Below are 22,858 nucleotides of genomic sequence, written 5' to 3' on the forward strand. Positions count from 1 at the left end.
TATGTGGGAACTCATCGAGAAAGGTCTGGAACATAACGGTCTGATCACGGCGTTCGCGTTCGTTGGCGTGATCATGTGGGTGTCGGTGGTGTTGTCCAAACGCCTGACCTTCGGACGAATTCACGGCTCGGCGATTGCCATCGTCATAGGCCTGGTGCTGGCCTGGGTCGGCGGCACCATGACCGGTGGGCAAAAAGGCCTGGCGGACCTGACGCTGTTTTCCGGCATTGGTTTGATGGGCGGCGCGATGTTGCGTGACTTCGCCATTGTCGCCACCGCGTTCGAGGTGCAGGCCACCGAAGCGAAAAAGGCCGGGATGATTGGCGTCATCGCACTGCTGCTGGGCACGATTCTGCCGTTCATTGTCGGGGCGAGCATGGCCTGGGTGTTCGGTTATCGCGATGCGATCAGCATGACCACCATTGGCGCAGGCGCGGTGACCTACATCGTCGGGCCAGTGACCGGGGCAGCGATCGGTGCCACGTCCGATGTGATGGCGTTGTCGATTGCCACCGGGCTGATCAAGGCGATTCTGGTGATGGTCGGTACGCCAATGGCGGCGCGCTGGATGGGACTGGATAACCCGCGCTCGGCGATGGTGTTTGGCGGGTTGGCCGGGACTGTCAGCGGTGTGACCGCCGGGTTGGCGGCGACGGATCGGCGGTTGGTGCCGTATGGCGCGCTGACGGCGACGTTCCACACCGGGCTTGGGTGCTTGCTTGGGCCTTCGTTGCTGTACTTCATTGTTCGCGGAATTGTCGGCTGACTGATCGTTCCCACGCTCCGCGTGGGAATGCAGCCCGGGACGCTCCGCGTCCCAAAGCGGACGCAGAGCGTCCATTGATTCATTCCCACGCAGAGCGTGGGAACGATCATTGGGTGGCCTGCCGATTGGCATACATCCGACACTCCGCCAACAACGCCAGCAAATTCGGGTCACGCTCCTTGGCCTTCAGAAACACCACGCCAATGTGCTGCTGCAACCGGTACTTTTCCTGCAATGGGATCAGCTTCACCCGGTTCTCATACACCGCCGCAATCCTTCCCGGCAGCAACGCATAACCCACCCCGGAGCTGACCATGCTCAGCAGGGTGAAGATGTCGTTGACCTGCATCGCCACCTTCGGCTCGAACCCCGCCTGCTTGAACACCCGAATACCGTCCTGGTGCGTGGCGAAGCCTTGGGTCAAGGTGATGAATGTCTCGTCACGCACCTCGGCCAGATCGACTTCGGCCCGCTGGGCAAAGGGCGAGTCAGCCGGGGTGGCGAGGAAGATGTCATCGGAAAACAGCGGAATCTGTTCACAGTCCGGGTCGTTGACGCTGTCGTCCAGCGACACCAGGATCGCGTCGACTTCCATGTTCTTGAGCTTGTACAACAGGTCGATGTTCGAGCCCAGGATCAGGTCGATATTGAGTTCACTGCGGCGGATTTTCAGGCCCATGATCAGCTGCGGCACGGTCTTCACCGTCAGTGAATACAGTGACCCAAGCTTGAAACGCTCAGCCGAGAACCCGGCGGCTTCGCGGGTCAGGCGCACGCTTTCGAGCACGTCCTGGATCAGCTTCTGCGCGCGCTCTTCCAGCACATAAGCGCTTTCGAGTGGGGTCAGGTTGCGGCCTTCGTGTTTGAATAGCGGGCAACGCAGGGCACTTTCCAGAGAGTGGATGGCGCGGTGCACGCTGACGTTGCTGGTTTGCAACTCGGCGGCGGCGCGGGCCAGGTTGCCGGTGCGCATGAAGGCCAGGAACACCTCGAGTTTTTTCAGGGTCAACTCTTCATCGATCAGCATGGGCCAGACTCTTATTCGAATCGTTCGATTGTGCCCAATTGGCTGACGTTTGGCTCGATGGCTTTTTGTAGGAGCGGCGCTATACGGAAACATTGCGCTTTTAACCTTGAGGCCTGAGCCTTGCGCGATGCGGCAATGAATTTTGAGGTGAGCAACGCATGTATCACGGGGAAAGATTGAACGCCTGGACGCATTTGTTCGGGGCGGTGGCGGCGTTTGTCGGGGGCGTGTGGCTGCTGGTGATCGCCAGTATGGACGGCAGTCCGTGGAAGATTGTCAGCGTGGCGATTTACGCCTTCACCTTGCTGGTGCTTTACAGCGCCTCGACCGTGTATCACAGCGTGCGCGGGCGCAAGAAAGCGATCATGCAGAAGGTCGATCACTTTTCGATCTACCTGCTGATTGCCGGCAGTTACACACCGTTTTGCCTGGTGACCCTGCGCGGGCCATGGGGTTGGACGCTGTTCGGGATTGTCTGGGGGCTGGCGCTGATCGGCATTTTGCAAGAAATCAAACCCCGCTCGGAAGCGCGGATTCTGTCGATCGTGATTTATGCGGTGATGGGCTGGATCGTGCTGGTAGCAGTCAAGCCGTTACTGGCGGCACTGGGCCCTGTCGGCTTCGCCTGGCTGGCGTCGGGCGGGGTGTTTTATACCGTGGGAATTATCTTTTTTGCCCTCGATCATCGTCTGCGCCATGCCCACGGGATCTGGCATCTGTTCGTGATCGCCGGGAGTTTGCTGCACTTTGTGGCGATTTGGTTCTACGTGCTTTAAGGCCTTTACAGGATCAAGCGATCCAGTTGCGCCTGCGCCCGTCGGCTGAATACTTGCAACAAATCGCTCAAGGTGTGCGGTGGCGGTTCGTCGGCGCGGGTCACCGCGTACAGGGTGATCGGCAGCGCCGGCGCCAAGGGGCGAATCGCCGTGGTGGCGGGGGACGCGCCGAGTGCGGTGAACGGGTCGATCACTGCCAACCCTGCACCGGATTCAACCATTGCCCGCGCCAGCGAATAGGTCTGCACGGCGATGCGTACCTTTGGCGGCGGATCGACCGCCTCAAGGTAGCTGTCGAGTCTGGCGGCCAGCGGGTCGGCGCTGGACAGGCCGATCAGCGGCGCACCGGCCAGTTCGATTAACGGCAGTGGTTTGCCGTGAGTGTCGTCGGCCCAATAGCCCTTCGGCGCCAGCGCCACCAGCATTCCACTGGCCAGAGGCTGCGCCTTCAGGCCCGGGTGATCCGGCGCTTGCAGCGTCAGGGCGACATCCACTTCGCGCATCAGCAAATTCTGCATCAGCTCGCGGCTGTGGGCGCTGGACAGTTCGCAGGCGATTTCCGGGTAGCGTTGTGTCCATTCGTTGATCGCCGGCGGCAGCAGCGACAAGGCCAGCGCCGGGATCGCGCCGATCCGTACACTGTGGCCCGGCTCGCGGCGCAGGCTTTGGGCCAGGCGTCGCACGCCTTGCAGGCTTTCAGTGACCTTATCGACCTCGCGCTCAAGCTCCAGGGCTTCGGGCGTCGGCTGCAATTTACCGCGTACCCGCAGGAACAACGGAAAGCCCAATTGCTGTTCGGCGTGTTGCAGCACTTTGCTTACCGCCGGCTGCGACACGTGCAGCAACTGTGCGGCGCCACTGACCGAACCGGTCTGGCGAATGGCCTGGAAGATCTCGATGTGTCGCAGTCGCATGACAAGTCCATAACCTTTGTTTATGGGTCAGGCATCTTTATGCATTGTTCAACGGCTGTCACCTGGTCCTAACCTGAAGCACGTTCCAACAACGCTTAAGGACAGACATGGCTCAGCGGGTTTGCATCATCGGTGGCGGCGTCATCGGGCTGACAACGGCTTACGCACTGGTTCGCGACGGCATCGATGTGACGCTGATCGAGGCCCGGGATTCGTTTGCCAGCGAAACCAGTTTCGCCAACGGCGGCCAGCTGTCCTACCGCTATGTCGCGCCACTGGCCGATGCCGGCGTGCCGTTGCAGGCGCTGGGCTGGATGTTGCGCGGCGACTCGCCGCTGAAGCTGCGTCCGCGTCTGGACCCGGCGCAATGGCGTTGGATGGCGTCCTTTCTGGCGGCCTGTCGGCGTTCGGTGAATCAGCGCAACGGCGCACACCTGCTGCGTCTGGCGCTGCTGAGCCAGGCCACGCTGCAAGGTTGGCGCGACGAAGACCTCCTCGACGGTTTCGACTGGCGGCGCAACGGCAAACTGGTGACGTTTCGTGAAGCCGCGAGTTTCGAGCACGCGCGCCAAGGGCTGGCTGATCCACGACAGCAACAGGTGTTGTCCCGGGCCGAGTGCGCACAGCTGGAGCCGGCACTTGCTGAGGCGCCGTTTGTGGGCGCGATCTACACGCCCGATGAAGAAGTCGCCGATTGCCATGCTTTCTGCCTGCAACTTGTGGCTCGGCTCAAGGCGTCGGGGCGTTGTGAGTTTTTGCCGAGCCGCACGGTCACCGGCATTCGCCATGGGGACGGCGCGGTGCAGGCCATCGAAATGGGCGCTCAGGTATTGCCGGTTGAGCAATTGGTGATCGCCGCCGGGCATCGCAGCCCGGCGCTGGCGTTGCCGGGCATGAACCTGCCGCTGTACCCGCTCAAGGGCTACAGCCTGACCCTGCCGATCCGCGCCGAACATCGCGCGCCGGAGCTGAGCATCACCGATTACAACCGCAAGATCGTTTACGCCCGCATCGGGGCACAACTGCGGGTGGCGGCGATGGTCGACATTGTCGGTTTCGACCCGGCGCTCGATCCCAAGCGTCTGGCGCTGATCAAGCGCCAGGCGCAGGAAACCTTGCCCAATGCCGGCGATTACGACGCCGCTATCGCGTGGGCCGGCATGCGCCCGGCGACTCCCAGCGGCGTGCCGTTGATTGGCGCCACGGCGTACCGCAATCTCTGGCTCAACCTCGGCCATGGTGCCTTGGGCTTTACTTTGGCCTGCGGCAGCGCTCGGTTGCTTGGCGATTTGATTAGCCGACGCGCGCCTCCGATCGAAATACAGGGCCTGACACCCCTGCGTCACCGCTAATCGCCTTACCCACAACGGAGAATAACAATGCAAAAAATCACGTTGATCGGCTGCACCCTCGGCCTGCTGCTCGCCAGTCAGATCCAGGCCAGTGAAGCGCCGCTGACCGGCACGCTGAACAAGGTCGCCAATGCCAAGAGCATTACGCTGGGCTATCGCGACGCGTCGGTGCCGTTCTCTTACGTGGGTGATCACACGGGGCAGCCGATGGGCTATTCGGTGGACCTGGCGAGCAAGATTGTCGAGCGCATCAAACAAAAACTCGAGCTGCCGGATCTGCAGGTGAAGTACAACCTGGTGACCTCGCAAACGCGCATTCCGCTGGTGCAGAACGGCACGGTCGACCTCGAGTGCGGCTCGACCGGCGTGACCGCCGAGCGCATGCAGCAAGTGGCGTTTTCCTACGGGTTTATCTACGTGAAGGGGCAGTTGCTCACGGCGAAGGACAGCGGCATCAAGAGTTTCGCCGATCTGCGTGGCAAGAACGTCGTGACCACCGCTGGCACCACCAATGAGCGGTTTCTGAAGAGCTACAACGTCGATCACAAGATCGATATGTTCGTGATCAGCGCCAAGGACCACGGCGAAGCATTCCAGATGCTGCAATCAGGGCGGGCGGCGGCGTTCTATATGGATGATGCGTTGCTTTACGGCGAACGGGCCAAGGCCCGCGATCCGCATAAGTGGGTCGTGGTGGGCGAGGAGCAATCGCGGGAAATCTACAGCTGCATGGTGCGCAAGGGCGATCCGCAATTACTCGAGTTGGTGAATGCGACGCTGGCCGATCTGTATAGCTCGGGGGAAATCAATGGCATCTACAACCGCTGGTTCCAGCAGCCGATTCCGCCGAAGGGGTTGAACCTGGAGTTTCCGATGACCAGCGAGTTGAAGGCGATTATCGCCAAGCCGGTGAGCGACCCGGTGCAGTAGGATCGTTCCCACGCTCTGCGTGGGAATGCCTCTAGGGACGCTCTGCGTCCAGTGACGCGGAGCGTCACGGGCTGCATTCCCACGCAGAGCGTGGGAACGATCAAACCTAAAAGTCGCCCCACAACTGCTGGGCCACCGCCAACGCCACCACCGGCGCGGTTTCGGTGCGCAACACGCGAGGGCCGAGGCGGGCGGCGCGAAAACCGCCAGCCTTGGCCTGCTCGACTTCAATGTCGGACAACCCGCCTTCCGGGCCGATCAGAAACGCCAGTGTCGCCGGCTTCGCATGGCTCACCAGTGGCTCGGCCACCGGGTGCAGCACCAGCTTCAATTCGGCCTCCGTCTGCTTCAGCCAGTCGGCCAACAGCAGCGGAGGATGAATCACCGGCACCCGCGAACGCCCGCACTGCTCGCAGGCGCTGATCGCCACCTGACGCCAGTGCATCAGGCGTTTATCGGCGCGCTCGTCCTTGAGGCGGACTTCGCAGCGGTCAGTGAAGATCGGGGTGATTTCGCTGACACCCAGTTCGGTGGCTTTCTGAATCGCCCAGTCCATCCGCTCGCCACGGGACAAACCCTGGCCGAGATGGACCGCCAGCGACGACTCGACCTGCCCGGCGAAGCTTTCATCGATCTGCACGACGACGCGCTTCTTGCCGACTTCCGCCAGCGTGCCGCGAAACTCATGACCCGAGCCGTCGAACAATTGCACCGCATCACCCTCGGCCATGCGCAGCACACGGCTGATGTAATGGGCCTGGGCCTCGGGAAGCTCGTGTTCGCCGGTGCTCAAGGGGGCGTCGATAAAGAAGCGGGACAGTCTCATCAATGGTCTCTGTAAAAGTGTGGAAGTCTGGCGGCCCCATCGCGGGCAAGCCCGCTCCCACAGGTTTTGCGCCGATCCTGTGGGAGCGGGCTTGCCCGCGATGACGGTAGTCCGGTCACCGCTGAAGCTTAGGTGAAGTCAATCAGCCCGGATCACGATAGCCCGGATGAAAGTCCTTCGGCACCGCCACGCTGATGCTGTCGCGGGTGGCGATGTCGATGCCTTCGCTGGCCACCTCGGCCAGAAAATCGATCTGCTCCGGGGTAATCACGTAGGGCGGCAGGAAATACACCACGCTGCCCAAAGGCCGCAGTAAAGCACCACGCTCCAGCGCATGCTGGAACACTTTCAAACCACGACGTTCCTGCCACGGATAAGCGGTCTTGCTTGCCTTGTCCTTGACCATCTCGATGGCCAGCACCATACCGGTCTGGCGCACTTCGGCAACGTTCGGGTGATCAGCCAGGTGCGCGGTGGAGGAGGCCATGCGCTGGGCCAGGGCCTTGTTGTTCTCGATGACGTTGTCTTCTTCGAAGATATCCAGCGTCGCCAATGCCGCCGCGCATGCCAGCGGATTGCCGGTGTAGCTGTGGGAATGCAGAAAGGCGCGCAGGGTCGGGTAGTCGTCGTAGAAGGCGCTGTAGACCTCATCGGTGGTCAGGCAGGCCGCCAACGGTAAGTAACCGCCGGTCAGGGCTTTGGACAGGCAGAGGAAATCCGGGCGGATACCGGCCTGTTCGCAGGCGAACATCGTTCCGGTGCGGCCGAAGCCGACGGCGATTTCATCGTGGATCAGGTGCACGCCATAACGATCGCAGGCGTCGCGCAGCAGCTTGAGGTACACCGGGTGATACATGCGCATCCCGCCGGCGCCCTGGATCAGCGGCTCCAGAATCACCGCGGCCACGGTGTCGTGGTTGTCGGCCAGCGTCTGCTCCATGGCGGCGAACATGTTGCGCGAGTGTTCTTCCCAGCTCATGCCCTCGGGGCGCAGGTAGCAATCGGGGCTCGGCACCTTGATGGTGTCCATCAGCAGGGCTTTGTAGGTTTCGGTGAACAGCGGCACGTCACCCACCGCCATCGCCGCCATGGTCTCGCCGTGGTAACCGTTCGTGAGGGTGACGAAGCGCTTCTTGTTCGGCTGGCCGCGGTTGAGCCAGTAGTGAAAGCTCATTTTCAGCGCGATTTCGATGCACGACGAACCGTTATCGCCATAGAAGCACCGGGTCAGGCCTTCGGGCGTCATCTTCACCAGACGCTCCGACAGTTCGATCACCGGCTGATGGCTGAAACCGGCGAGGATCACGTGTTCCAGCTGATCGACCTGATCCTTGATGCGCTGGTTGATCCGCGGGTTGGCATGCCCGAACACGTTGACCCACCAGGAGCTGACTGCGTCGAGGTAGCGTTTGCCTTCGAAGTCTTCCAGCCAGACGCCTTCGCCGCGTTTGATCGGGATCAGCGGCAGCTGTTCGTGGTCTTTCATCTGGGTGCAGGGATGCCACAACACCGCGAGATCGCGTTGCATCCACTGATTATTCAGGCCCATGTTCAGTCTCCTCGAGGCGGCTCGCTGGGTGCGCGGGCAAACAATCGCGCAAGCCTATGCAATGCGCGTCATCGGGACAACCCATTGTGTCGATTGAGCTACTTTGTATAAGGAGATAGACGTCGCTGGCGGCGTTTTGATGGCTGACGTATTCTTCGCGGTTCTTTGAGTCGTCTGACTCGTAAAACCGCTATTTCCCTCGTGTATTTCCGGAGTTCGCTGAATGTCTGCTGGTTGGCTGCGCGCCTGTGCGCTGGTGATGTTGGGGCTGTTCAGCGTTTCGGCGCTGGCCAAGGATAAAACGGTGATCGTGGTCGGCGGCGGGCTCTCGGGCCTCACCGCGGCGTACGAACTGCAGAACAAAGGCTGGCAGGTCACCCTGCTGGAAGCCAAGCCGACTTTGGGCGGTCGCTCCGGCATGGCCACCAGTGAGTGGATCGGCAATGACAAGGCCCAGCCGGTGCTGAACAAGTACGTCTCGACGTTCAAGCTGACCACCACGCCAGCCCCCGAATTCGTGCGGACCCCGAGCTACCTGATCGACGGCGTGTATTTCACCGCTGCGGACCTGGCGACTAAACAGCCGGCCACCGCCGAGGCGCTGAAACGCTACGAAACGACCCTGGATGATCTGGCGCGTTCGATCGAGGACCCGCAGAACCCGGCCGCCAACAGCACGCTGTTTGCCCTGGACCAGATCAACGTGTCCAACTGGCTCGATCGCTTGAATCTGCCAGCCACTGCGCGTCAGTTGGTGAATCAGCAGATTCGTACCCGCTATGACGAACCTTCGCGTCTGTCGCTGCTGTACTTCGCACAACAGAGCCGCGTCTACCGTGGCGTTGCCGACCGTGACCTGCGCGCCTCCCGTCTGCCTGGTGGCAGCCCGGTGCTGGCCCAGGCTTTCGTCAAACAACTGAAAACCATCAAGACCAGCTCCCCGGTTTCGGCCATTACTCAGGACAAGGACGGCGTGACCGTCAAAGTCGGCAGTGTTGGCTATCAGGCGGACTACGTTGTGCTGGCCGTGCCATTGCGTGCGCTGAACAAGATCCAGATGACCCCGGCGCTGGATGCCCAGCACCTGGGCGCCATCAAGGGCACCAACTACGGCTGGCGTGACCAGATCATGCTGAAGTTCAAGACGCCGGTGTGGGAAAGCAAGGCGCGCATGTCCGGCGAGATCTACAGCAACACCGGCCTGGGCATGATGTGGGTCGAGCCTGCGCTGAAGGGCGGCGCCAACGTGGTGATCAACCTGTCCGGCGACAATGCGCGCGTGATGCAGGCTTTCGGCGACAAGCAGATGGTCGATCAGGTGCTGATTCGCCTGCACGCCTTTTATCCACAGGCACGCGGTTCGTTTACCGGTTATGAAATCCGTCGCTACAGCACTGACCCATCGATGGGCGGCGCTTACCTGGCCTTCGGCCCGGGCCAGATCAGCAAGTACTGGCGTCTGTGGGAGCGTCCTATTCAACGTGTAGCCTTTGCCGGCGAACACACCGATACCTTGTACCCAGGCACTCTGGAAGGCGCATTGCGCACCGGTCAGCGTGCAGCCAGTCAGGTAGAAGACCTGGCGGCAGGCAAATCGTTTGAGCCGGCGAAAGTTGTTCCGGCGGCGACCGCAGCAGCGGCAGGTGCAGTGGCGGCGAAGAAAGGCAACTTCTTCACCAACCTGTTCGGTGGTTCTGACGACAAAGCGGCACCGGCCAAGGCACCAGCACCCGTGGCACCGGTTGCTCCGGCACCCGCCCCAGTACTTGCGCCGACTCCAGCGCCAGCACCGGTTGAGCCGCCGAAGCCTGCGGCACCGGTGAAAGCAGAGCCTGCCAGGAAAGCACCGGCCAAAGCCCCCGTGAAAAAGCCTGCTGCCAAAACCGAGGCCAAAAAAGCTCCGGTCAAGGCAACGGCGAAAAAGACTGAGCCGGTGAAGAAACCAGCGGTCAGCACTGCTGCGAAGACCCCGGCGACGACTGAAACCAAGACGCAGTAAGTCCTGGAATCAAAAAAAGCGCGGCAGTGATGCCGCGCTTTTTTTATATCTTGCGTAGGTCGCTGCTGATTTTGCTTTGACGCTAAGCTAGATCGACACTATGTACTTCGTCTTTTTGGTAGTCGCTGATATAGGCGTGGTTGTGTTTATCAAGAACCATGTCATACGGGTCAAAAGCGCCAGGGATTGGAACCCGGCGAACAATCTCATGGGTGGTGGTACTCACTTCCACGACCTCTTTTCTGGTTTGATCCACGGCATAAGCGTTTCTTTCGCCGAATACTACTTTCCCTTCGCACGTCACAAAGTCGAAATGCCTGACGATCGATGACCGGGTGTCCAACACGGTCAGTTTTCGAGCGTCCATACCCACGATATACACTTTGCTGCCGTCGGGGCTGACGGTAACCGCTGACGGATATTGTTCGGTTTTGATGATGCTGATGACTTTGAAGGTCTTGCTGCTAATGACGGTGAGCGCGTCCTGATAAGGACCGCCAGGGGAGTTGGTGCTGGAAATATAAAGACGCGAATCGTCCTGGCTGATATCCACACTTATAGAGGGAGAGGGTAATCCTCGCACTCTGCTCACCGCATAAGTGCGGGTGTCAATAATTGCCAGCCACTCTTTATCTTGTCGAACGGTGACGTAAACATGCTTCCCGTCCCGGCTGACGACGATTCCCCGAGGATGTCTTCCCACCGTGACGTTACCCACCGCATAGGTTTCAGTATCAATAACTGAAACCGAACTTGAACCGTAGTTGGTCACGTAAGCTCTTTTCCCTCCATGGGCAAGGACGATGTTTTGGGGATAACGCTCGACGGCGATGGTGCGGATTACCTTTCTGTTCCGGGTGTTGATCACTGACACATTGCCGGAAATGTAATTGCAAACAAAAACCCGTGATCCATCGTCGTTGATGGCTATCCCTCGCGGTCCTTCCCCTACGGGTATCGAATTGGATAGGTTGCGCGTAGTGGCGGGGGATGAACTCGAATGGTGACTCATAGTAGAACTCCTGTTCAGACGCTCGGACAACCGCCCGAGATCAGGTTCATCAATGACCTGTATTGGTGGCTACTGTCAGATATGACAGTTCTGACGAGTGGTAAAGGCTTTTTGGAAGCGAATATGGGACAGCGTCTGTAGGTTTTTTCTTCCGGTTAACACTCTCTTAACATCTCGACCTCAAGGTCATGATCGTATTTCTCGATGTTTCAGAGCGAAATTTTCCGCTTTAAGTCGATAGATAACTCGATAATCTTGGGCGCAGTTCTTACAGGATTTGGGCAATGCAGCTACGTAACTCTTCTTCCCGCTACGGTTGGGTCAGCATCTTCATGCACTGGGGTGTGGCGCTCGCCGTCTTCGGCCTGTTCGCATTAGGGCTGTGGATGGTCGGTCTCGACTACTACAGCTCCTGGCGTAAAGATGCGCCGGATCTGCACAAGAGCATTGGCCTGGTGTTGTTCGCCGTCATGCTGCTGCGGGTGTTGTGGCGCTTCATCAGCCCACCTCCACCGCCCCTGCAAAGTTATAGCCGCATGACGCGTCTTGGCGCCGTGTTCGGCCACGCCTTCCTCTATCTCGGGCTGTTCGCTGTGATGATTGCCGGTTACCTGATTTCCACCGCAGACGGTGTCGGAATCCCGGTGTTTGGCCTGTTTGAAGTTCCTGCACTGGTTTCCGGACTACCGGACCAGGCAGACACCGCTGGTGTAATCCATTTGTACCTGGCTTGGGCGCTGGTAATTTTTTCCGGCCTCCATGCGTTGGCAGCATTGAAACACCACTTTATCGATCGTGATGCGACCCTGGCGCGAATGCTGGGACGCAAAGCCTGATGTTCAACCTCGACTCCAAAGGAATAGAAAGCATGTTGAAAAAGACGCTCGCCGCTCTGGCAATCGGTTCTGCCCTGCTGTCGGCTAACGTGATGGCGGCCGATTATGTTGTCGACAAAGAAGGCCAGCACGCCTTCGTTGACTTCAAGATCAGCCACCTGGGTTACAGCTACATCACCGGTACCTTCAAGGATATCGACGGCAAGTTCAGCTTCGACGCTGCCAAGCCGGAAGACAGCAAGATCGAGTTCAACGTGCGCACCGCCAGCGTGTTCACCAACCACGCCGAACGTGACAAGCACGTCGCCAGCGATGACTTCCTGAACGTGGGTAAATTCGCCGACGCCAAGTTCGTCTCCACCAGCGTCAAATCCACCGGCAAAAACGCCGCTGGCAAAGACACTGCCGACGTAACCGGTAACCTGACCTTGCTGGGTGTGACCAAGCCAATCGTGGTCAAAGCCACCTTCCTGGGTGAAGGCAAGGATCCATGGGGCGGCTACCGTGCCGGCTTCGAAGGCACCACCAGCATCAAGCGTTCCGATTTCGGCAAACAGAAAGATTTGGGCCCAACGTCCGATGCGGTTGAACTGTACGTTACGTTTGAAGGTGTGAAAGCGAAGTGAAATTCGCTGCTTGAACAAAAACGCCCCTGATCTCGCGATCCGGGGCGTTTTTTATGGTCTGCCAGAATCCATACGGACGGTGCCGAGCTACTGTGGGAGCGGGCTTGCCCGCGATGGCGGTGGGTCAGTCAATATCAATGTTTGCTGGACGGACGTCATCGCGGGCAAGCCCGCTCCCACAGGGTTCTTCGCCAGCATAAAAAAATGCCCCGGATCGCGAGATCCGGGGCATTTTTCATATCAGCGATAAATCAGCGATTGCGGGTCAGCAACGCTGGTTTTTCGCCGCGCGGACGGCCTGGGAGTTGATCAAGTTGTTCAGGTGTCGGGAAGCGATCGCTTTTCGACTCCTTGTGAATGATCTTCGGTGCCGGGCCCCGCGGGTTCTGCACGGCCGGTTCCGAACGAGGTTGTTCGTCACGGGCCGGGCGGCGGTTGCGGGACTCTTCGCGACGGGCCTGGCCATCACGTGGAGCACCGTTGCGTGGGCCGCTGCGCTTGGCCGGTGGCGTGCCGGTGGTTGCGCCGCTGCTGTTGCGCGGACCGTTCTGGCGACCTTGTGGCTGACCGGTGCGCGGAGCACTCGCGCCTGCGCCTTGTGCCGGAGCGCCCGGACGGCGGCCACGGCCCTGAGCAGGTTTCTGCTGAGGCACGTAGTCGACGCGGTTACCAAAGTTATCGACATCGTCGTCCAGGAACTCGTCCGGAGCACGGTCAGCGGCGGCGCGAGGTGCCGGGCGCTGTTGCTCGCGGGCCGGGGTACCTTCGCGAGGCTTGTGTTCACGGGCAGGGCGATCGCCACGGCCAGTGGCGGCAGGTTTTTCCTTGCCGCCCTTGTCCTTGCCTTTGTCTTTACGACCGCCGCCACCACCGCTGCCGTTCGGACCATCGCCGCGCGGGCCACGTGGGTTGCGCGGGTTACGCACATCCGGACGCTCGCGAACTTCTGGTTTCTCGGCTTCCACGGCGCTGGAATCGAAGCCCATCAGGTCGCCGTCGGCGATTTTCTGCTTGGTCATGCGCTCGATGCTTTTCAGCAGCTTTTCTTCGTCCGGAGCGACCAGCGAGATCGCCTCGCCCGAACGACCGGCACGGCCGGTACGACCGATGCGGTGCACGTAATCTTCATCGACGTTCGGCAGTTCGAAGTTGACCACGTGGGGCAACTGGTCGATGTCCAGGCCGCGAGCGGCGATGTCGGTGGCGACCAGGATGCGCACTTCACCGGCCTTGAAGTCGGCCAGGGCTTTGGTGCGGGCGTTCTGGCTCTTGTTGCCGTGGATGGCGACGGCGGTGAGGCCGTGTTTGTCCAGGTACTCGGCCAAACGGTTGGCGCCGTGCTTGGTGCGGGTGAACACCAGCACCTGTTCCCAGGCACCAGCGGTGATCAGGTGCGCGAGCAGCGAACGCTTGTGGTTGGCTGGCAGACGGAAAACACGCTGTTCGATCCGCTCGACCGTGGTGTTCGGCGGCGTGACTTCGATGCGTTCCGGGTTGTGCAGCAGCTTGCCGGCGAGGTCGGTGATGTCTTTGGAGAACGTCGCCGAGAACAGCAGGTTCTGGCGCTTGCTCGGCAGACGGGCAAGGACCTTTTTCACGTCATGGACAAAGCCCATGTCGAGCATGCGGTCGGCTTCGTCCAGCACGAGGATTTCCACGTGGGACAGATCGACACTGCCTTGGCCAGCGAGGTCGAGCAGGCGGCCGGGGCAGGCCACCAGCACGTCGACACCGCGGGACATGGCCTGAACCTGTGGGTTCATGCCGACGCCGCCGAAGATGCAGGCGCTGACGAACTTCAGGTCACGGGCATAGACCTTGAAGCTCTCGTGCACCTGGGCCGCGAGTTCGCGGGTTGGGGTCAGGACCAGTACGCGCGGTTGGCGCGGGCCGTGACGCTGGGATTTGTCCGGGTGACCGTTGGGAAACAACCGCTCCAGAATCGGAAGGGCGAAGCCGCCGGTTTTACCAGTACCTGTCTGTGCCGCAACCATCAGGTCGCGACCTTGCAACACGGCGGGAATGGCCCGCTGTTGCACCGGAGTAGGCTCGGTATAGCCCGCTGCCTCGATGGCGCGGACTAAAGCCTCGGAGAGACCGAGGGAAGCAAAGGACATGAGTAATCCTGTTTTAGTTAGGGCTTGGCCCAATGGGAGTCTTGCCTGGCGCGAATGGCGTTTAAGAGGACGCAATCCCGTCCGGTCCTGCTGGGCCTCGAAGGCTCGTCTGGAGCGCTCGCGCGGGCTGAAAAGCTGCGCTGTAGCGGGATCGAGATGCCTTGAACAAGTCCGAGCGTCCGGGCGTGAGCCTGGCGGGAAGGCCGGAGTATAACAGAGCAATCACTGCGCGCCGCTTTCCTGCTGCTCAACGGTTTTTCCGCCGGTTGCGGTGGCGTTGGCGGCCCGTGCTTCGATGGCTGGGCCGGCGCCATAGCGGGCGCTCAGTTCGGCATAGGCCGGCTCGCGCTTGAAACGTTTGAGCTCGGCACCGAAACGCTGCACCAACAAATCCATCCCGGCATTGCGGCGTACCGCCAGAAACTGGCTTTGCTGGCTGATGATGACCGGGTTCTCGGTGATCTTGTCGCGGATATTCAGTTGATCGAGCAAATGCTGGCCGACCCGGCGATCAGTGATCAGCAGGTCGATGCGACCGCGCACCAGTTTGCCGAAGTTGGCTTCATGGGTGGGAGCCGGTTCTTGGGTGAACAGCGTCGATTCGCTGAAGTCCTTGCTGTACAGGTAGCCCGGCGAGGTACCGATGGTCAGGCCTTTCAGGTCGTCCAGGGTGCGAAATGGAAACGGCCGTTCATTGGCGTAGAACATCACGAACTCGACTTGCGAGAGCGGTTCGCTGGGGTAGAGCAGGGTCGCTTCGCGTTCATTGCTGTGGAAAATATCCAGCACACCATCTGCCTGGCCTTGCTCGAGCATCGACAGGCAGCGTTTCCACGGCAGGAACTGCCATTCCACGTCGATCCCGAGGCGTTTGAAGACGATGGCCGTGGTTTCGTAGTCCAGGCCCAGCGATTTGCCGTTTTCCTCGTACACGTAAGGTGCCCAAGGTTCGGTGACAATACGCAACTTCTCGCCCCGAGCGGTGAGGCTCAGGCAAGTGAACAGAAGCACGGTGAGTAACTGAGCGATCAGGGGCATGGCTTGAGATTACGACGAGAAATCATAAAGAGCCAGAAACCGGATCCAGAAGCTCTGGATCGGACATCAAAAGCAAAAGATCGCAGTCTTCGGTAGCGCCTGCAGAGGTACGTATTCCCCTGCAGGATCTGCCGAAGGCTGCGATCTTTTGATCGTGCGTTAACGATTATTAGCGTGGCAACTTCAGGTTGTTCCACACCGCCAGGCTCGGTTCAGCCTGATTCAGCGTGTAAAAGTGCAGCCCCGGTGCACCACCTTGCAGCAGGCGTTCGCACATCTCGGTGATGACTTGCTCACCAAAGCTTTGAATGCTTTGGGTGTCGTCGCCGTAAGCTTCCAGTTGCTTGCGGATCCAGCGCGGAATTTCCGCACCGCAAGCGTCGGAAAAGCGCGCCAGCTTGCTGTAGTTGGTGATCGGCATGATCCCCGGCACGATCGGGATGTTCACGCCCTTGGCCCGTACACGCTCGACGAAGTAGAAATAGCTGTCGGCGTTGAAGAAGTACTGGGTGATCGCACTGTTGGCGCCGGCGTTGGCCTTACGCACAAAGTTGTTGAGATCGTCTTCGAAATTTCGCGCTTGCGGATGCATCTCCGGGTAAGCGGCGACTTCGATGTGGAAATGATCGCCGGTTTCTTCACGAATGAATTCAACCAGGTCATTGGCGTGACGCATCTCGCCGCTGGCCATGCCCATGCCCGAGGGCAGGTCACCGCGAAGCGCAACGATACGTGTGATGCCGGCTGCCTTGTACTGGCTCAGCAGGCCGCGCAGGTCGGCCTTGCTGTCGCCCACGCAGGACAAATGCGGTGCAGCAGGGACTTTGACTTCGCTTTCAAGCTGCAACACGGTGTTGAGGGTGCGATCACGGGTCGAACCACCAGCGCCGTAGGTGCAGGAGAAGAAGTCGGGATTGTAGGTCGCCAGGTGACGGGCAGTGGCGATCAGTTTTTCATGCCCAGCATCGGTCTTCGTAGGGAAGAATTCGAAGCTGTAGCGACGGTCTTGGGACATGGTCATATCCTTGGAAACACGTAAGCCGGACGCTTGCACATCCCAATGTGGGAGCGGGCTTTTGTGGGAGTCGGGCTTGCCCGCGATGCTGGCACCTCGGTGTTTCAGGAACACTGAGGAGATGCTATCGCAGGCAAGCCAGCTCCCACAAAAAGCCCGCTCCCACAAGGGAGAGCAGGCAGCAGGACCGATCAGTAGCGGTAGGCGTGCGGCTTGAACGGGCCTTCGACGGTCACGCCGATGTAGTCAGCCTGTTGCTTGGTCAGTTGAGTGACCACGCCACCGAAACCGCGGACCATTTCCAGGGCCACTTCTTCGTCGAGTTTCTTCGGCAGTACTTCAACGGTCAGGCGCTCGGCTTTCTGGGCTGGCGACAGGTCGGCGTACTTCTGGCCGAACAGGAAGATCTGCGCCAGAACCTGGTTGGCGAACGAACCGTCCATGATGCGGCTTGGGTGGCCGGTGGCATTGCCCAGGTTAACCAGACGCCCTTCGGCCAGCAGGATCAGGTAGTCGTCGTTCTGAGCGTCGAAAGCGCCTGGACCGGTGCGGTGAACCTTGTGAACCTGCGGCTTCACCTCTTCCCATGCCCAGTTCTTGCGCATGAAAGCGGTGTCGATTTCGTTGTCGAAGTGGCCGATGTTGCAGACAACAGCGCGCTTCTTCAGGGCTTTGAGCATGTTTGCGTCGCAAACATTGACGTTGCCGGTGGTGGTCACGATCAGATCGATCTTGCCCAGCAGTGCTTTGTCGATGCTCGCTTCGGTACCGTTGTTGATACCGTCGATGAACGGCGAAACCAGTTCGAAACCGTCCATGCAGGCTTGCATGGCGCAGATCGGGTCGACTTCGGAGACTTTAACGATCATGCCTTCCTGACGCAGGGACTGGGCCGAGCCCTTGCCCACGTCACCGTAACCGATGACCAGCGCTTGCTTGCCGGACAGCAGGTGGTCGGTACCGCGCTTGATCGCGTCGTTCAGGCTGTGACGGCAGCCGTACTTGTTGTCGTTCTTGCTCTTGGTCACCGAGTCGTTGACGTTGATGGCCGGGATCTTCAGCTCGCCCTTGGCCAGCATGTCCAGCAGGCGGTGAACGCCGGTGGTGGTTTCTTCGGTGACGCCGTGGACACGGTCCAGGATCGCCGGGTATTTCTTGTGCAGCAGCTCGGTCAGGTCGCCGCCGTCGTCGAGGATCATGTTGGCATCCCAAGGCGCGCCATCTTTCAGGATGGTTTGCTCCAGGCACCACTCGTACTCTTCTTCAGTCTCGCCTTTCCAGGCGAAAACCGGGATACCGGCAGCAGCGATAGCGGCAGCGGCCTGGTCTTGAGTCGAGAAAATGTTGCAGGACGACCAACGCACTTCGGCACCCAGGGCAACCAGGGTTTCGATCAGCACGGCAGTCTGAATAGTCATGTGGATGCAGCCGAGGATCTTCGCGCCTTTGAGCGGTTGCTCGGCGGAGTATTTGCGGCGCAGACCCATCAGGGCTGGCATTTCGGATTCGGCGATGATGGTTTCGCGACGGCCCCAGGCAGCCAGGGACATGTCGGCGACTTTGTAATCGTTAAAATCTACAGGCGTGATAACAGCGCTCATGATGAGCCTCCATTCGTAATGTATGCGAATGGGCGCCGTTGTGCGTTTAGTGTCTGGCCGTGGCCAGTCAACGCCCCATCCGAGCCTGACAGGTCGAACCTGCTGCAGCGCCCCTCGGACAGGTGGCGGGAAAACGGTAGCAAGTGAACATTACCGTTTTGAAACGGGGGCGATTATAGCGGGCTATGCTGATCTTCCAAAGCGTTTCTGTTGGTCAATGTCCGAACGGTAATCGAGACCATAGTCGATGCGTAATAGAGCTCTAGTCCGGGCTCTGCCATGATGGCCGGCATCAATCGGCAAGACGGTCAGGAGTGAGCATGAATTTCCACACCCGCAAATGGGTAAAACCCGAAGACCTCAACCCCAACGGCACGCTGTTCGGCGGCAGCCTGTTGCGCTGGATCGACGAAGAAGCGGCGATCTACGCCATCGTCCAGCTGGGTAATCAGCGCGTGGTCACCAAATACATTTCCGAGATCAATTTTGTCAGCGCCTCGCGTCAGGGCGACATCATCGAACTGGGCATCACCGCCACCGAGTTCGGTCGCACCTCGATCACGCTGACCTGCGAAGTGCGCAACAAGATCACCCGCAAGAGCATCCTGACGGTGGAGAAGATGGTTTTCGTCAACCTGGGTGAAGACGGCCTGCCCGCGCCGCACGGCCGGACCGAGATCAGGTACGTCAAAGACCAGTTCAAGGATGATGACATCGTCGGATAAGCGAACCTCCTACAGAACGGACCTGAACCCCGCGTGTCGTAATTAAACGACACGCCACTGGTTCAGGAGCTTTATGGACACGTCCAAAGACGGCAAGACCCCGGACCTCTCGGCGAAAGAACAGCGCGAGGTCGACAAGAACCAGCCACCGCGCGCGGCGGTGCTGCACGAAATCATTCGCACCCAGGGTGATAAGGAGCTCGAGCGTAGTGTCGCGGCGCTGTGGTGGTCGGCCCTGGCTGCCGGCCTGACCATGGGTTTGTCGCTGATGGGCATGGGGCTGCTCAACTCGCGTCTGCCGGACGGCGAGGGCTTCAAGGTGATCGCCAGCTTCGGTTACTGCGCAGGTTTTCTCGCGGTGATTCTCGCCCGCCAGCAACTCTTCACCGAAAATACCCTGACTGCCGTACTGCCGATCATGAGCAAACCTACGCTGGGTAACTTCGGTCGGCTTCTGCGACTGTGGTCGGTAGTGCTGGTGGGCAACCTCTGCGGCACCTTGCTGGTGGCGTATGTGATGTTGCACCTGCCGATTTTCGACACCAAGACCGATCTGGCCTTCCTCGACATCGGGCGCAAGGTCATGGAGAACGATGCCAGCAAAATGTTCGCCAAAGGCATCATCTCCGGCTGGATGATTGCCACCATGGTCTGGATGATCCCGTCCATGGAAAGCGCCAAGATGTGGATCATCATCCTCATCACCTATTTCATGGCCCTTGGAGATTTCACCCACATCGTGGTCGGATCGGTCGAGGTTTCCTACCTGGTATTTGCCGGCGACTTACCGTGGAAGGATTTCTGGCTGGTATTCGCAGGTCCCACGCTGGTGGGGAACATCATCGGTGGCAGTTTTATCTTCGCGCTGATCAGTCACGCGCAGATTCGCAGTGAAATCGGGCCGGCGAAGACGTCGGCGGAGCGGGACCAGGAGCCCGAACCGCAGAAGATCAAAAAATGATCAGTGGCAAAACTGACTCTGTCAGCCGGACACATTGACCGTGACAGCACTGTGACGCTGCAGGTAGATGAAAAGCAGCGCCGTCAGTACCGTCAACCCGCTGACCAGTGCGCCGGTCCACGGCAAGTCCGCCAGGTCCGCGCCACTGGCCACCACCAGCCCGCCAATCCATGCCCCGGCTGCGTTGCCGAGATTGAATGCGCTTTGATTCAACGTCGATCCAAGGTTCGGCGCTTCATGAGCCTGATCGATGATCAGCAATTGCAGGATCGGGCACAGCGCAAACGCGAAGATGCCCCACAACACCAGCGTGATCGCCGCCGGGATCACTGAGTGACTGGTCTGACTGAAAGCGGCCAGCACGATGACCACGGCCAGCGCCATGCCCACCAGAGAAGGCAGCAAACGACTGTCCGCCAATCGGCCGCCAAGCATGCTGCCTGCCGTCAGACCGACCCCGAACAACAGCAACATGATCGTCACGCCATGCGGGCTGACACCGGTGATGTCTTGCAGGATCGGCGCGATATAGGTGAACACGCTGAACAGACTGGTGGACGCCAGCACGCTCATGCCCAGCGCCAGCAGCACGTTGACCTTGCCCAGCACTTTGAACTCGCTGGCCAGGTTGGCCTTGTCCATGGGGATTTCCTTGGGCAGCCAAACCCACTGCGCAATGGCCGCAATCACACCGATCACCGAGACCGCCCAAAACGTCGAGCGCCAGCCGGCGTATTGCCCGAGCGCGGTGCCCAATGGAACGCCCAGCACGTTGGCCAGCGTCAGGCCGGTGAACATCATGGCAATCGCTTGGGCTCGTTTGTTCGGTGCCACCAAGCCGGCAGCGACCACCGAACCGATGCCGAAAAACGCACCATGGCACAGCGCCGTAATTACCCGCGCGGCCATCAAAGTGGCGTAGTTCGGCGCCAGGGCGCAGAGGATGTTGCCGAGAATGAACATCAGCGTCATGCCCAACAGCGTGGCTTTGCGCGGCATGTCGGCGGTACCGACCGCGAGGATCGGCGCACCGAACACCACGCCCAGGGCGTAACCGGTGATGAGCAGGCCCGCGTGAGGAATGCTCACGGCGAGGTCGCGGGCGACATCGGGCAGTAAGCCCATGATGACGAATTCAGTGGTGCCGATGCCGAAGGCGGCAACAGCCAGTGCAAGCAAGGCGAGTGGCATGCGCAAGGTCTCTGTCGGTAGTCTTGACGCTTTGATCAGGCATACGCAGGCCGACGACCGTTCTCGGTGAGAGCGGGCAGAGGCAGGAATTATTGGAATTAGTGTGTGCGCAACTGAGTGCGGCGTGGTCGCTTGCAGTATAAACAGCTGCAGACATATGGCGAATCAATTCTCTGCCCCATGATGTGAGGGGGAGGGTGGGGCAAAATAAGGAGTGTGCCGTGCTTGCGACGGGTCTGGTGTTGGTGGCAGCGCTGTTGCACGCGGCGTGGAATACCCTGATCAAATTCAGCGCGGAGCGGCTGTTGGTGGTGGCCTGCATGGACAGCGTGGCGCTGCTGTTTGTCGCCCTGATGCTGCCCTTCGTGGCGCTGCCGCCACTGGAGATGTGGCCGTGGATTCTCGCGTCAGCGGCATTCGAGTTGCTCTATCGCTACCTGTTGATCCAGGCCTATCGGGTCGGCGATCTCGGTCTGGTCTATCCCTTGATGCGTGGCCTGTCGCCGCTGGTGGTACTGGCACTGACGCTGATCTTCGCCGGGGAAGTGCTGACGGCTCAGCAGATCTTCGGGATTTTGCTGATCCCGTTCGGCATGTTGTGCCTGCTCTGGCAAGGCGGTGGCGGGGTGCGACTGCCATGGTCGATGCTGCCGGTGGTGGCGCTGATCGGGTTGTGCATCGGTTGCTATACCTTCATCGATGGTCAGGCCTTACGGCGCTGGTCCCACCCATTGGATTACCTGGTGTGGGTCACCTTGCTCAGCGCCTGGCCGTTCCCATTACTGGCGCTGGTGCGCAAGCGGCCGGCGTTCATGCTGTTCTGGCGCGAGCAGTGGCGGTTGGGGTTGGCGGTCGGGTTTTGCGTACTGTTCAGCTACGCTCTGGTGCTGTGGGCCATGCAGCTCGGCTCGATTGCCGAAGCAGCGGCGTTGCGCGAGATCAGTGTGATTCTGGTGGTGCTGTTTGGCATGCGCTACCTGAAAGAACCTTTCGGCAGGCCCCGTCTCTTAGCCTGTGGGCTGGTGCTGATCGGCATGTTGGTGATGAAGTTTTAGTCGCCCCTGATGGAATTCGATTTTCTATAACTTGAAGAAGGGACTGCGTTATGACGGTTGCTCTGTGGTGCATTTTGATTGCGATCTGCTTGCCTTATTTGTGCATAGGTATCGCCAAGATCAGTGGCGGGTATGGGCTTAGACACAATCATGACCCTCGGGGGTTTCTCGACTCTCTGGAGGGCTTGGGCAAGCGGGCGTATGCGGCGCAACTGAATAGTTTTGAAGTGACCCCGGCGTTTGCGGCGGCGGTGATCGTGGCTCACTTGGCCGGCAATGCCGAACTGGTGACAATCAATGTGCTGTCGGTGCTGTTCATCACCAGTCGGCTGCTCTTCATCATTTGCTATTTGGCGGACTGGGCAATGCTACGGTCGCTGGTGTGGTTTGTGGGGATGGGGTTGATCGTCAGTTTCTTTGTTGTGTCGGTCTGAATCTGGTCGTTGAAACTTCCGGTGTTTGTCAGGGCCTCTTCGCGAGCAAGCCCGCTCCCACATTGAATCTTCAGTGAACACAAGATGTGTGTCCGCCGATAATTCAAT

At 59.8% G+C, this 22,858-nt stretch carries 21 protein-coding genes and 1 riboswitch; of the genes, 11 read left to right on the plus strand and 10 right to left on the minus strand.

Annotated features, from left to right (window positions below; genetic code table 11):
• Nucleotide 1: 1 nt before the first annotated feature.
• Complete coding sequence (madM, locus tag PSH88_RS02160) at nt 2–766, plus strand: malonate transporter subunit MadM (protein WP_305424728.1); 765 nt, start codon at nt 2–4, stop codon at nt 764–766.
• Between the two features lie 106 nt (nt 767–872).
• On the opposite strand, the gene PSH88_RS02165 is transcribed toward madM, so the two are convergent.
• Nucleotides 873–1,793 carry a LysR family transcriptional regulator gene (locus PSH88_RS02165; protein ID WP_305424729.1) on the minus strand — a complete coding sequence of 307 codons (921 nt, stop codon included), beginning with the start codon at nt 1,791–1,793 and terminating at the stop codon, nt 873–875.
• 158 nt (nt 1,794–1,951) lie between these two features.
• On the opposite strand from PSH88_RS02165, the gene trhA reads away from it, so the two are divergent.
• On the plus strand, nt 1,952–2,569 hold the full coding sequence (trhA, locus tag PSH88_RS02170) for a PAQR family membrane homeostasis protein TrhA (RefSeq protein ID WP_305424731.1): 618 nt from the start codon (nt 1,952–1,954) through the stop codon (nt 2,567–2,569).
• Nucleotides 2,570–2,574: 5 nt separating this feature from the next.
• On the opposite strand, the gene PSH88_RS02175 is transcribed toward trhA, so the two are convergent.
• The gene (locus tag PSH88_RS02175) at nt 2,575–3,483 is read right to left on the minus strand and encodes a LysR family transcriptional regulator (RefSeq protein WP_305424732.1); all 909 of its coding nucleotides are present in this window, start codon (nt 3,481–3,483) and stop codon (nt 2,575–2,577) included.
• Nucleotides 3,484–3,590: 107 nt separating this feature from the next.
• Between PSH88_RS02175 and PSH88_RS02180 the strand changes: the two genes are divergently transcribed.
• The gene (locus tag PSH88_RS02180; RefSeq protein WP_305424733.1) at nt 3,591–4,835 is read left to right on the plus strand and encodes a D-amino acid dehydrogenase; all 1,245 of its coding nucleotides are present in this window, start codon (nt 3,591–3,593) and stop codon (nt 4,833–4,835) included.
• 27 nt (nt 4,836–4,862) lie between these two features.
• Nucleotides 4,863–5,765 (plus strand): transporter substrate-binding domain-containing protein, encoded by a 903-nt coding sequence (locus PSH88_RS02185; RefSeq protein WP_305424734.1) that lies wholly within the window; start codon nt 4,863–4,865, stop codon nt 5,763–5,765.
• A gap of 106 nt (nt 5,766–5,871) precedes the next feature.
• On the opposite strand, the gene PSH88_RS02190 is transcribed toward PSH88_RS02185, so the two are convergent.
• Together PSH88_RS02190 and PSH88_RS02195 are read right to left on the minus strand one after the other, a co-directional pair.
• Complete coding sequence (locus tag PSH88_RS02190) at nt 5,872–6,591, minus strand: 16S rRNA (uracil(1498)-N(3))-methyltransferase (RefSeq protein ID WP_305424735.1); 720 nt, start codon at nt 6,589–6,591, stop codon at nt 5,872–5,874.
• A gap of 142 nt (nt 6,592–6,733) precedes the next feature.
• A complete protein-coding gene (locus PSH88_RS02195; RefSeq protein WP_305424736.1) occupies nt 6,734–8,140 on the minus strand; it encodes an adenosylmethionine--8-amino-7-oxononanoate transaminase in 1,407 nt (468 codons plus the stop codon).
• A gap of 223 nt (nt 8,141–8,363) precedes the next feature.
• Here PSH88_RS02195 and PSH88_RS02200 point away from each other — a divergent pair, with 223 nt between their 5' ends.
• Entirely contained in the window at nt 8,364–10,139 is a 1,776-nt protein-coding gene (locus tag PSH88_RS02200) for a flavin monoamine oxidase family protein (RefSeq protein ID WP_305424737.1), read from the plus strand.
• Between the two features lie 82 nt (nt 10,140–10,221).
• Here PSH88_RS02200 and PSH88_RS02205 read toward each other — a convergent pair whose 3' ends face one another.
• Complete coding sequence (locus PSH88_RS02205) at nt 10,222–11,151, minus strand: YncE family protein (protein WP_305424738.1); 930 nt, start codon at nt 11,149–11,151, stop codon at nt 10,222–10,224.
• Nucleotides 11,152–11,435: 284 nt separating this feature from the next.
• On the opposite strand from PSH88_RS02205, the gene PSH88_RS02210 reads away from it, so the two are divergent.
• On the plus strand, nt 11,436–11,987 hold the full coding sequence (locus tag PSH88_RS02210) for a cytochrome b (RefSeq protein ID WP_305424739.1): 552 nt from the start codon (nt 11,436–11,438) through the stop codon (nt 11,985–11,987).
• 32 nt (nt 11,988–12,019) lie between these two features.
• Nucleotides 12,020–12,613, plus strand: coding sequence for a YceI family protein (locus PSH88_RS02215; protein WP_305424740.1), 594 nt, complete (start codon nt 12,020–12,022; stop codon nt 12,611–12,613).
• 251 nt (nt 12,614–12,864) lie between these two features.
• Here the strand turns inward: PSH88_RS02215 and rhlE2 are convergent, their stop codons facing one another.
• The 4 genes from rhlE2 to ahcY all read right to left on the minus strand — a co-directional run bounded on the left by rhlE2 (nt 12,865) and on the right by ahcY (nt 18,384).
• On the minus strand, nt 12,865–14,730 hold the full coding sequence (rhlE2, locus tag PSH88_RS02220; protein WP_305424741.1) for an RNA helicase RhlE2: 1,866 nt from the start codon (nt 14,728–14,730) through the stop codon (nt 12,865–12,867).
• A gap of 222 nt (nt 14,731–14,952) precedes the next feature.
• Entirely contained in the window at nt 14,953–15,768 is an 816-nt protein-coding gene (locus tag PSH88_RS02225) for a substrate-binding periplasmic protein (protein WP_305424742.1), read from the minus strand.
• Between the two features lie 169 nt (nt 15,769–15,937).
• Nucleotides 15,938–16,783 carry a methylenetetrahydrofolate reductase [NAD(P)H] gene (gene metF / locus PSH88_RS02230; protein ID WP_305424743.1) on the minus strand — a complete coding sequence of 282 codons (846 nt, stop codon included), beginning with the start codon at nt 16,781–16,783 and terminating at the stop codon, nt 15,938–15,940.
• A 191-nt stretch (nt 16,784–16,974) separates the two neighbouring features.
• Complete coding sequence (gene ahcY / locus PSH88_RS02235; RefSeq protein ID WP_007898042.1) at nt 16,975–18,384, minus strand: adenosylhomocysteinase; 1,410 nt, start codon at nt 18,382–18,384, stop codon at nt 16,975–16,977.
• Between the two features lie 23 nt (nt 18,385–18,407).
• A riboswitch (S-adenosyl-L-homocysteine riboswitch) is annotated at nt 18,408–18,506 on the minus strand.
• 198 nt (nt 18,507–18,704) lie between these two features.
• Between ahcY and PSH88_RS02240 the strand changes: the two genes are divergently transcribed.
• Nucleotides 18,705–19,109 carry an acyl-CoA thioesterase gene (locus PSH88_RS02240; RefSeq protein WP_052965028.1) on the plus strand — a complete coding sequence of 135 codons (405 nt, stop codon included), beginning with the start codon at nt 18,705–18,707 and terminating at the stop codon, nt 19,107–19,109.
• Between the two features lie 73 nt (nt 19,110–19,182).
• Nucleotides 19,183–20,070: a formate/nitrite transporter family protein gene (locus tag PSH88_RS02245; protein ID WP_305424744.1), complete on the plus strand. Its 888-nt coding sequence runs from the start codon at nt 19,183–19,185 to the stop codon at nt 20,068–20,070.
• A 21-nt stretch (nt 20,071–20,091) separates the two neighbouring features.
• On the opposite strand, the gene PSH88_RS02250 is transcribed toward PSH88_RS02245, so the two are convergent.
• Nucleotides 20,092–21,261, minus strand: coding sequence for an MFS transporter (locus tag PSH88_RS02250; protein ID WP_305424745.1), 1,170 nt, complete (start codon nt 21,259–21,261; stop codon nt 20,092–20,094).
• Nucleotides 21,262–21,482: 221 nt separating this feature from the next.
• Between PSH88_RS02250 and PSH88_RS02255 the strand changes: the two genes are divergently transcribed.
• Both PSH88_RS02255 and PSH88_RS02260 read left to right on the plus strand, forming a co-directional pair.
• Entirely contained in the window at nt 21,483–22,316 is an 834-nt protein-coding gene (locus PSH88_RS02255; protein WP_305424746.1) for an EamA family transporter, read from the plus strand.
• Between the two features lie 50 nt (nt 22,317–22,366).
• The gene (locus PSH88_RS02260; RefSeq protein WP_305424748.1) at nt 22,367–22,750 is read left to right on the plus strand and encodes an MAPEG family protein; all 384 of its coding nucleotides are present in this window, start codon (nt 22,367–22,369) and stop codon (nt 22,748–22,750) included.
• The last annotated feature ends 108 nt before the right edge of the window (nt 22,751–22,858 follow it).

The sequence above is a fragment of the Pseudomonas wuhanensis genome, from assembly GCF_030687395.1.
GTDB lineage: Bacteria > Pseudomonadota > Gammaproteobacteria > Pseudomonadales > Pseudomonadaceae > Aquipseudomonas > Aquipseudomonas wuhanensis.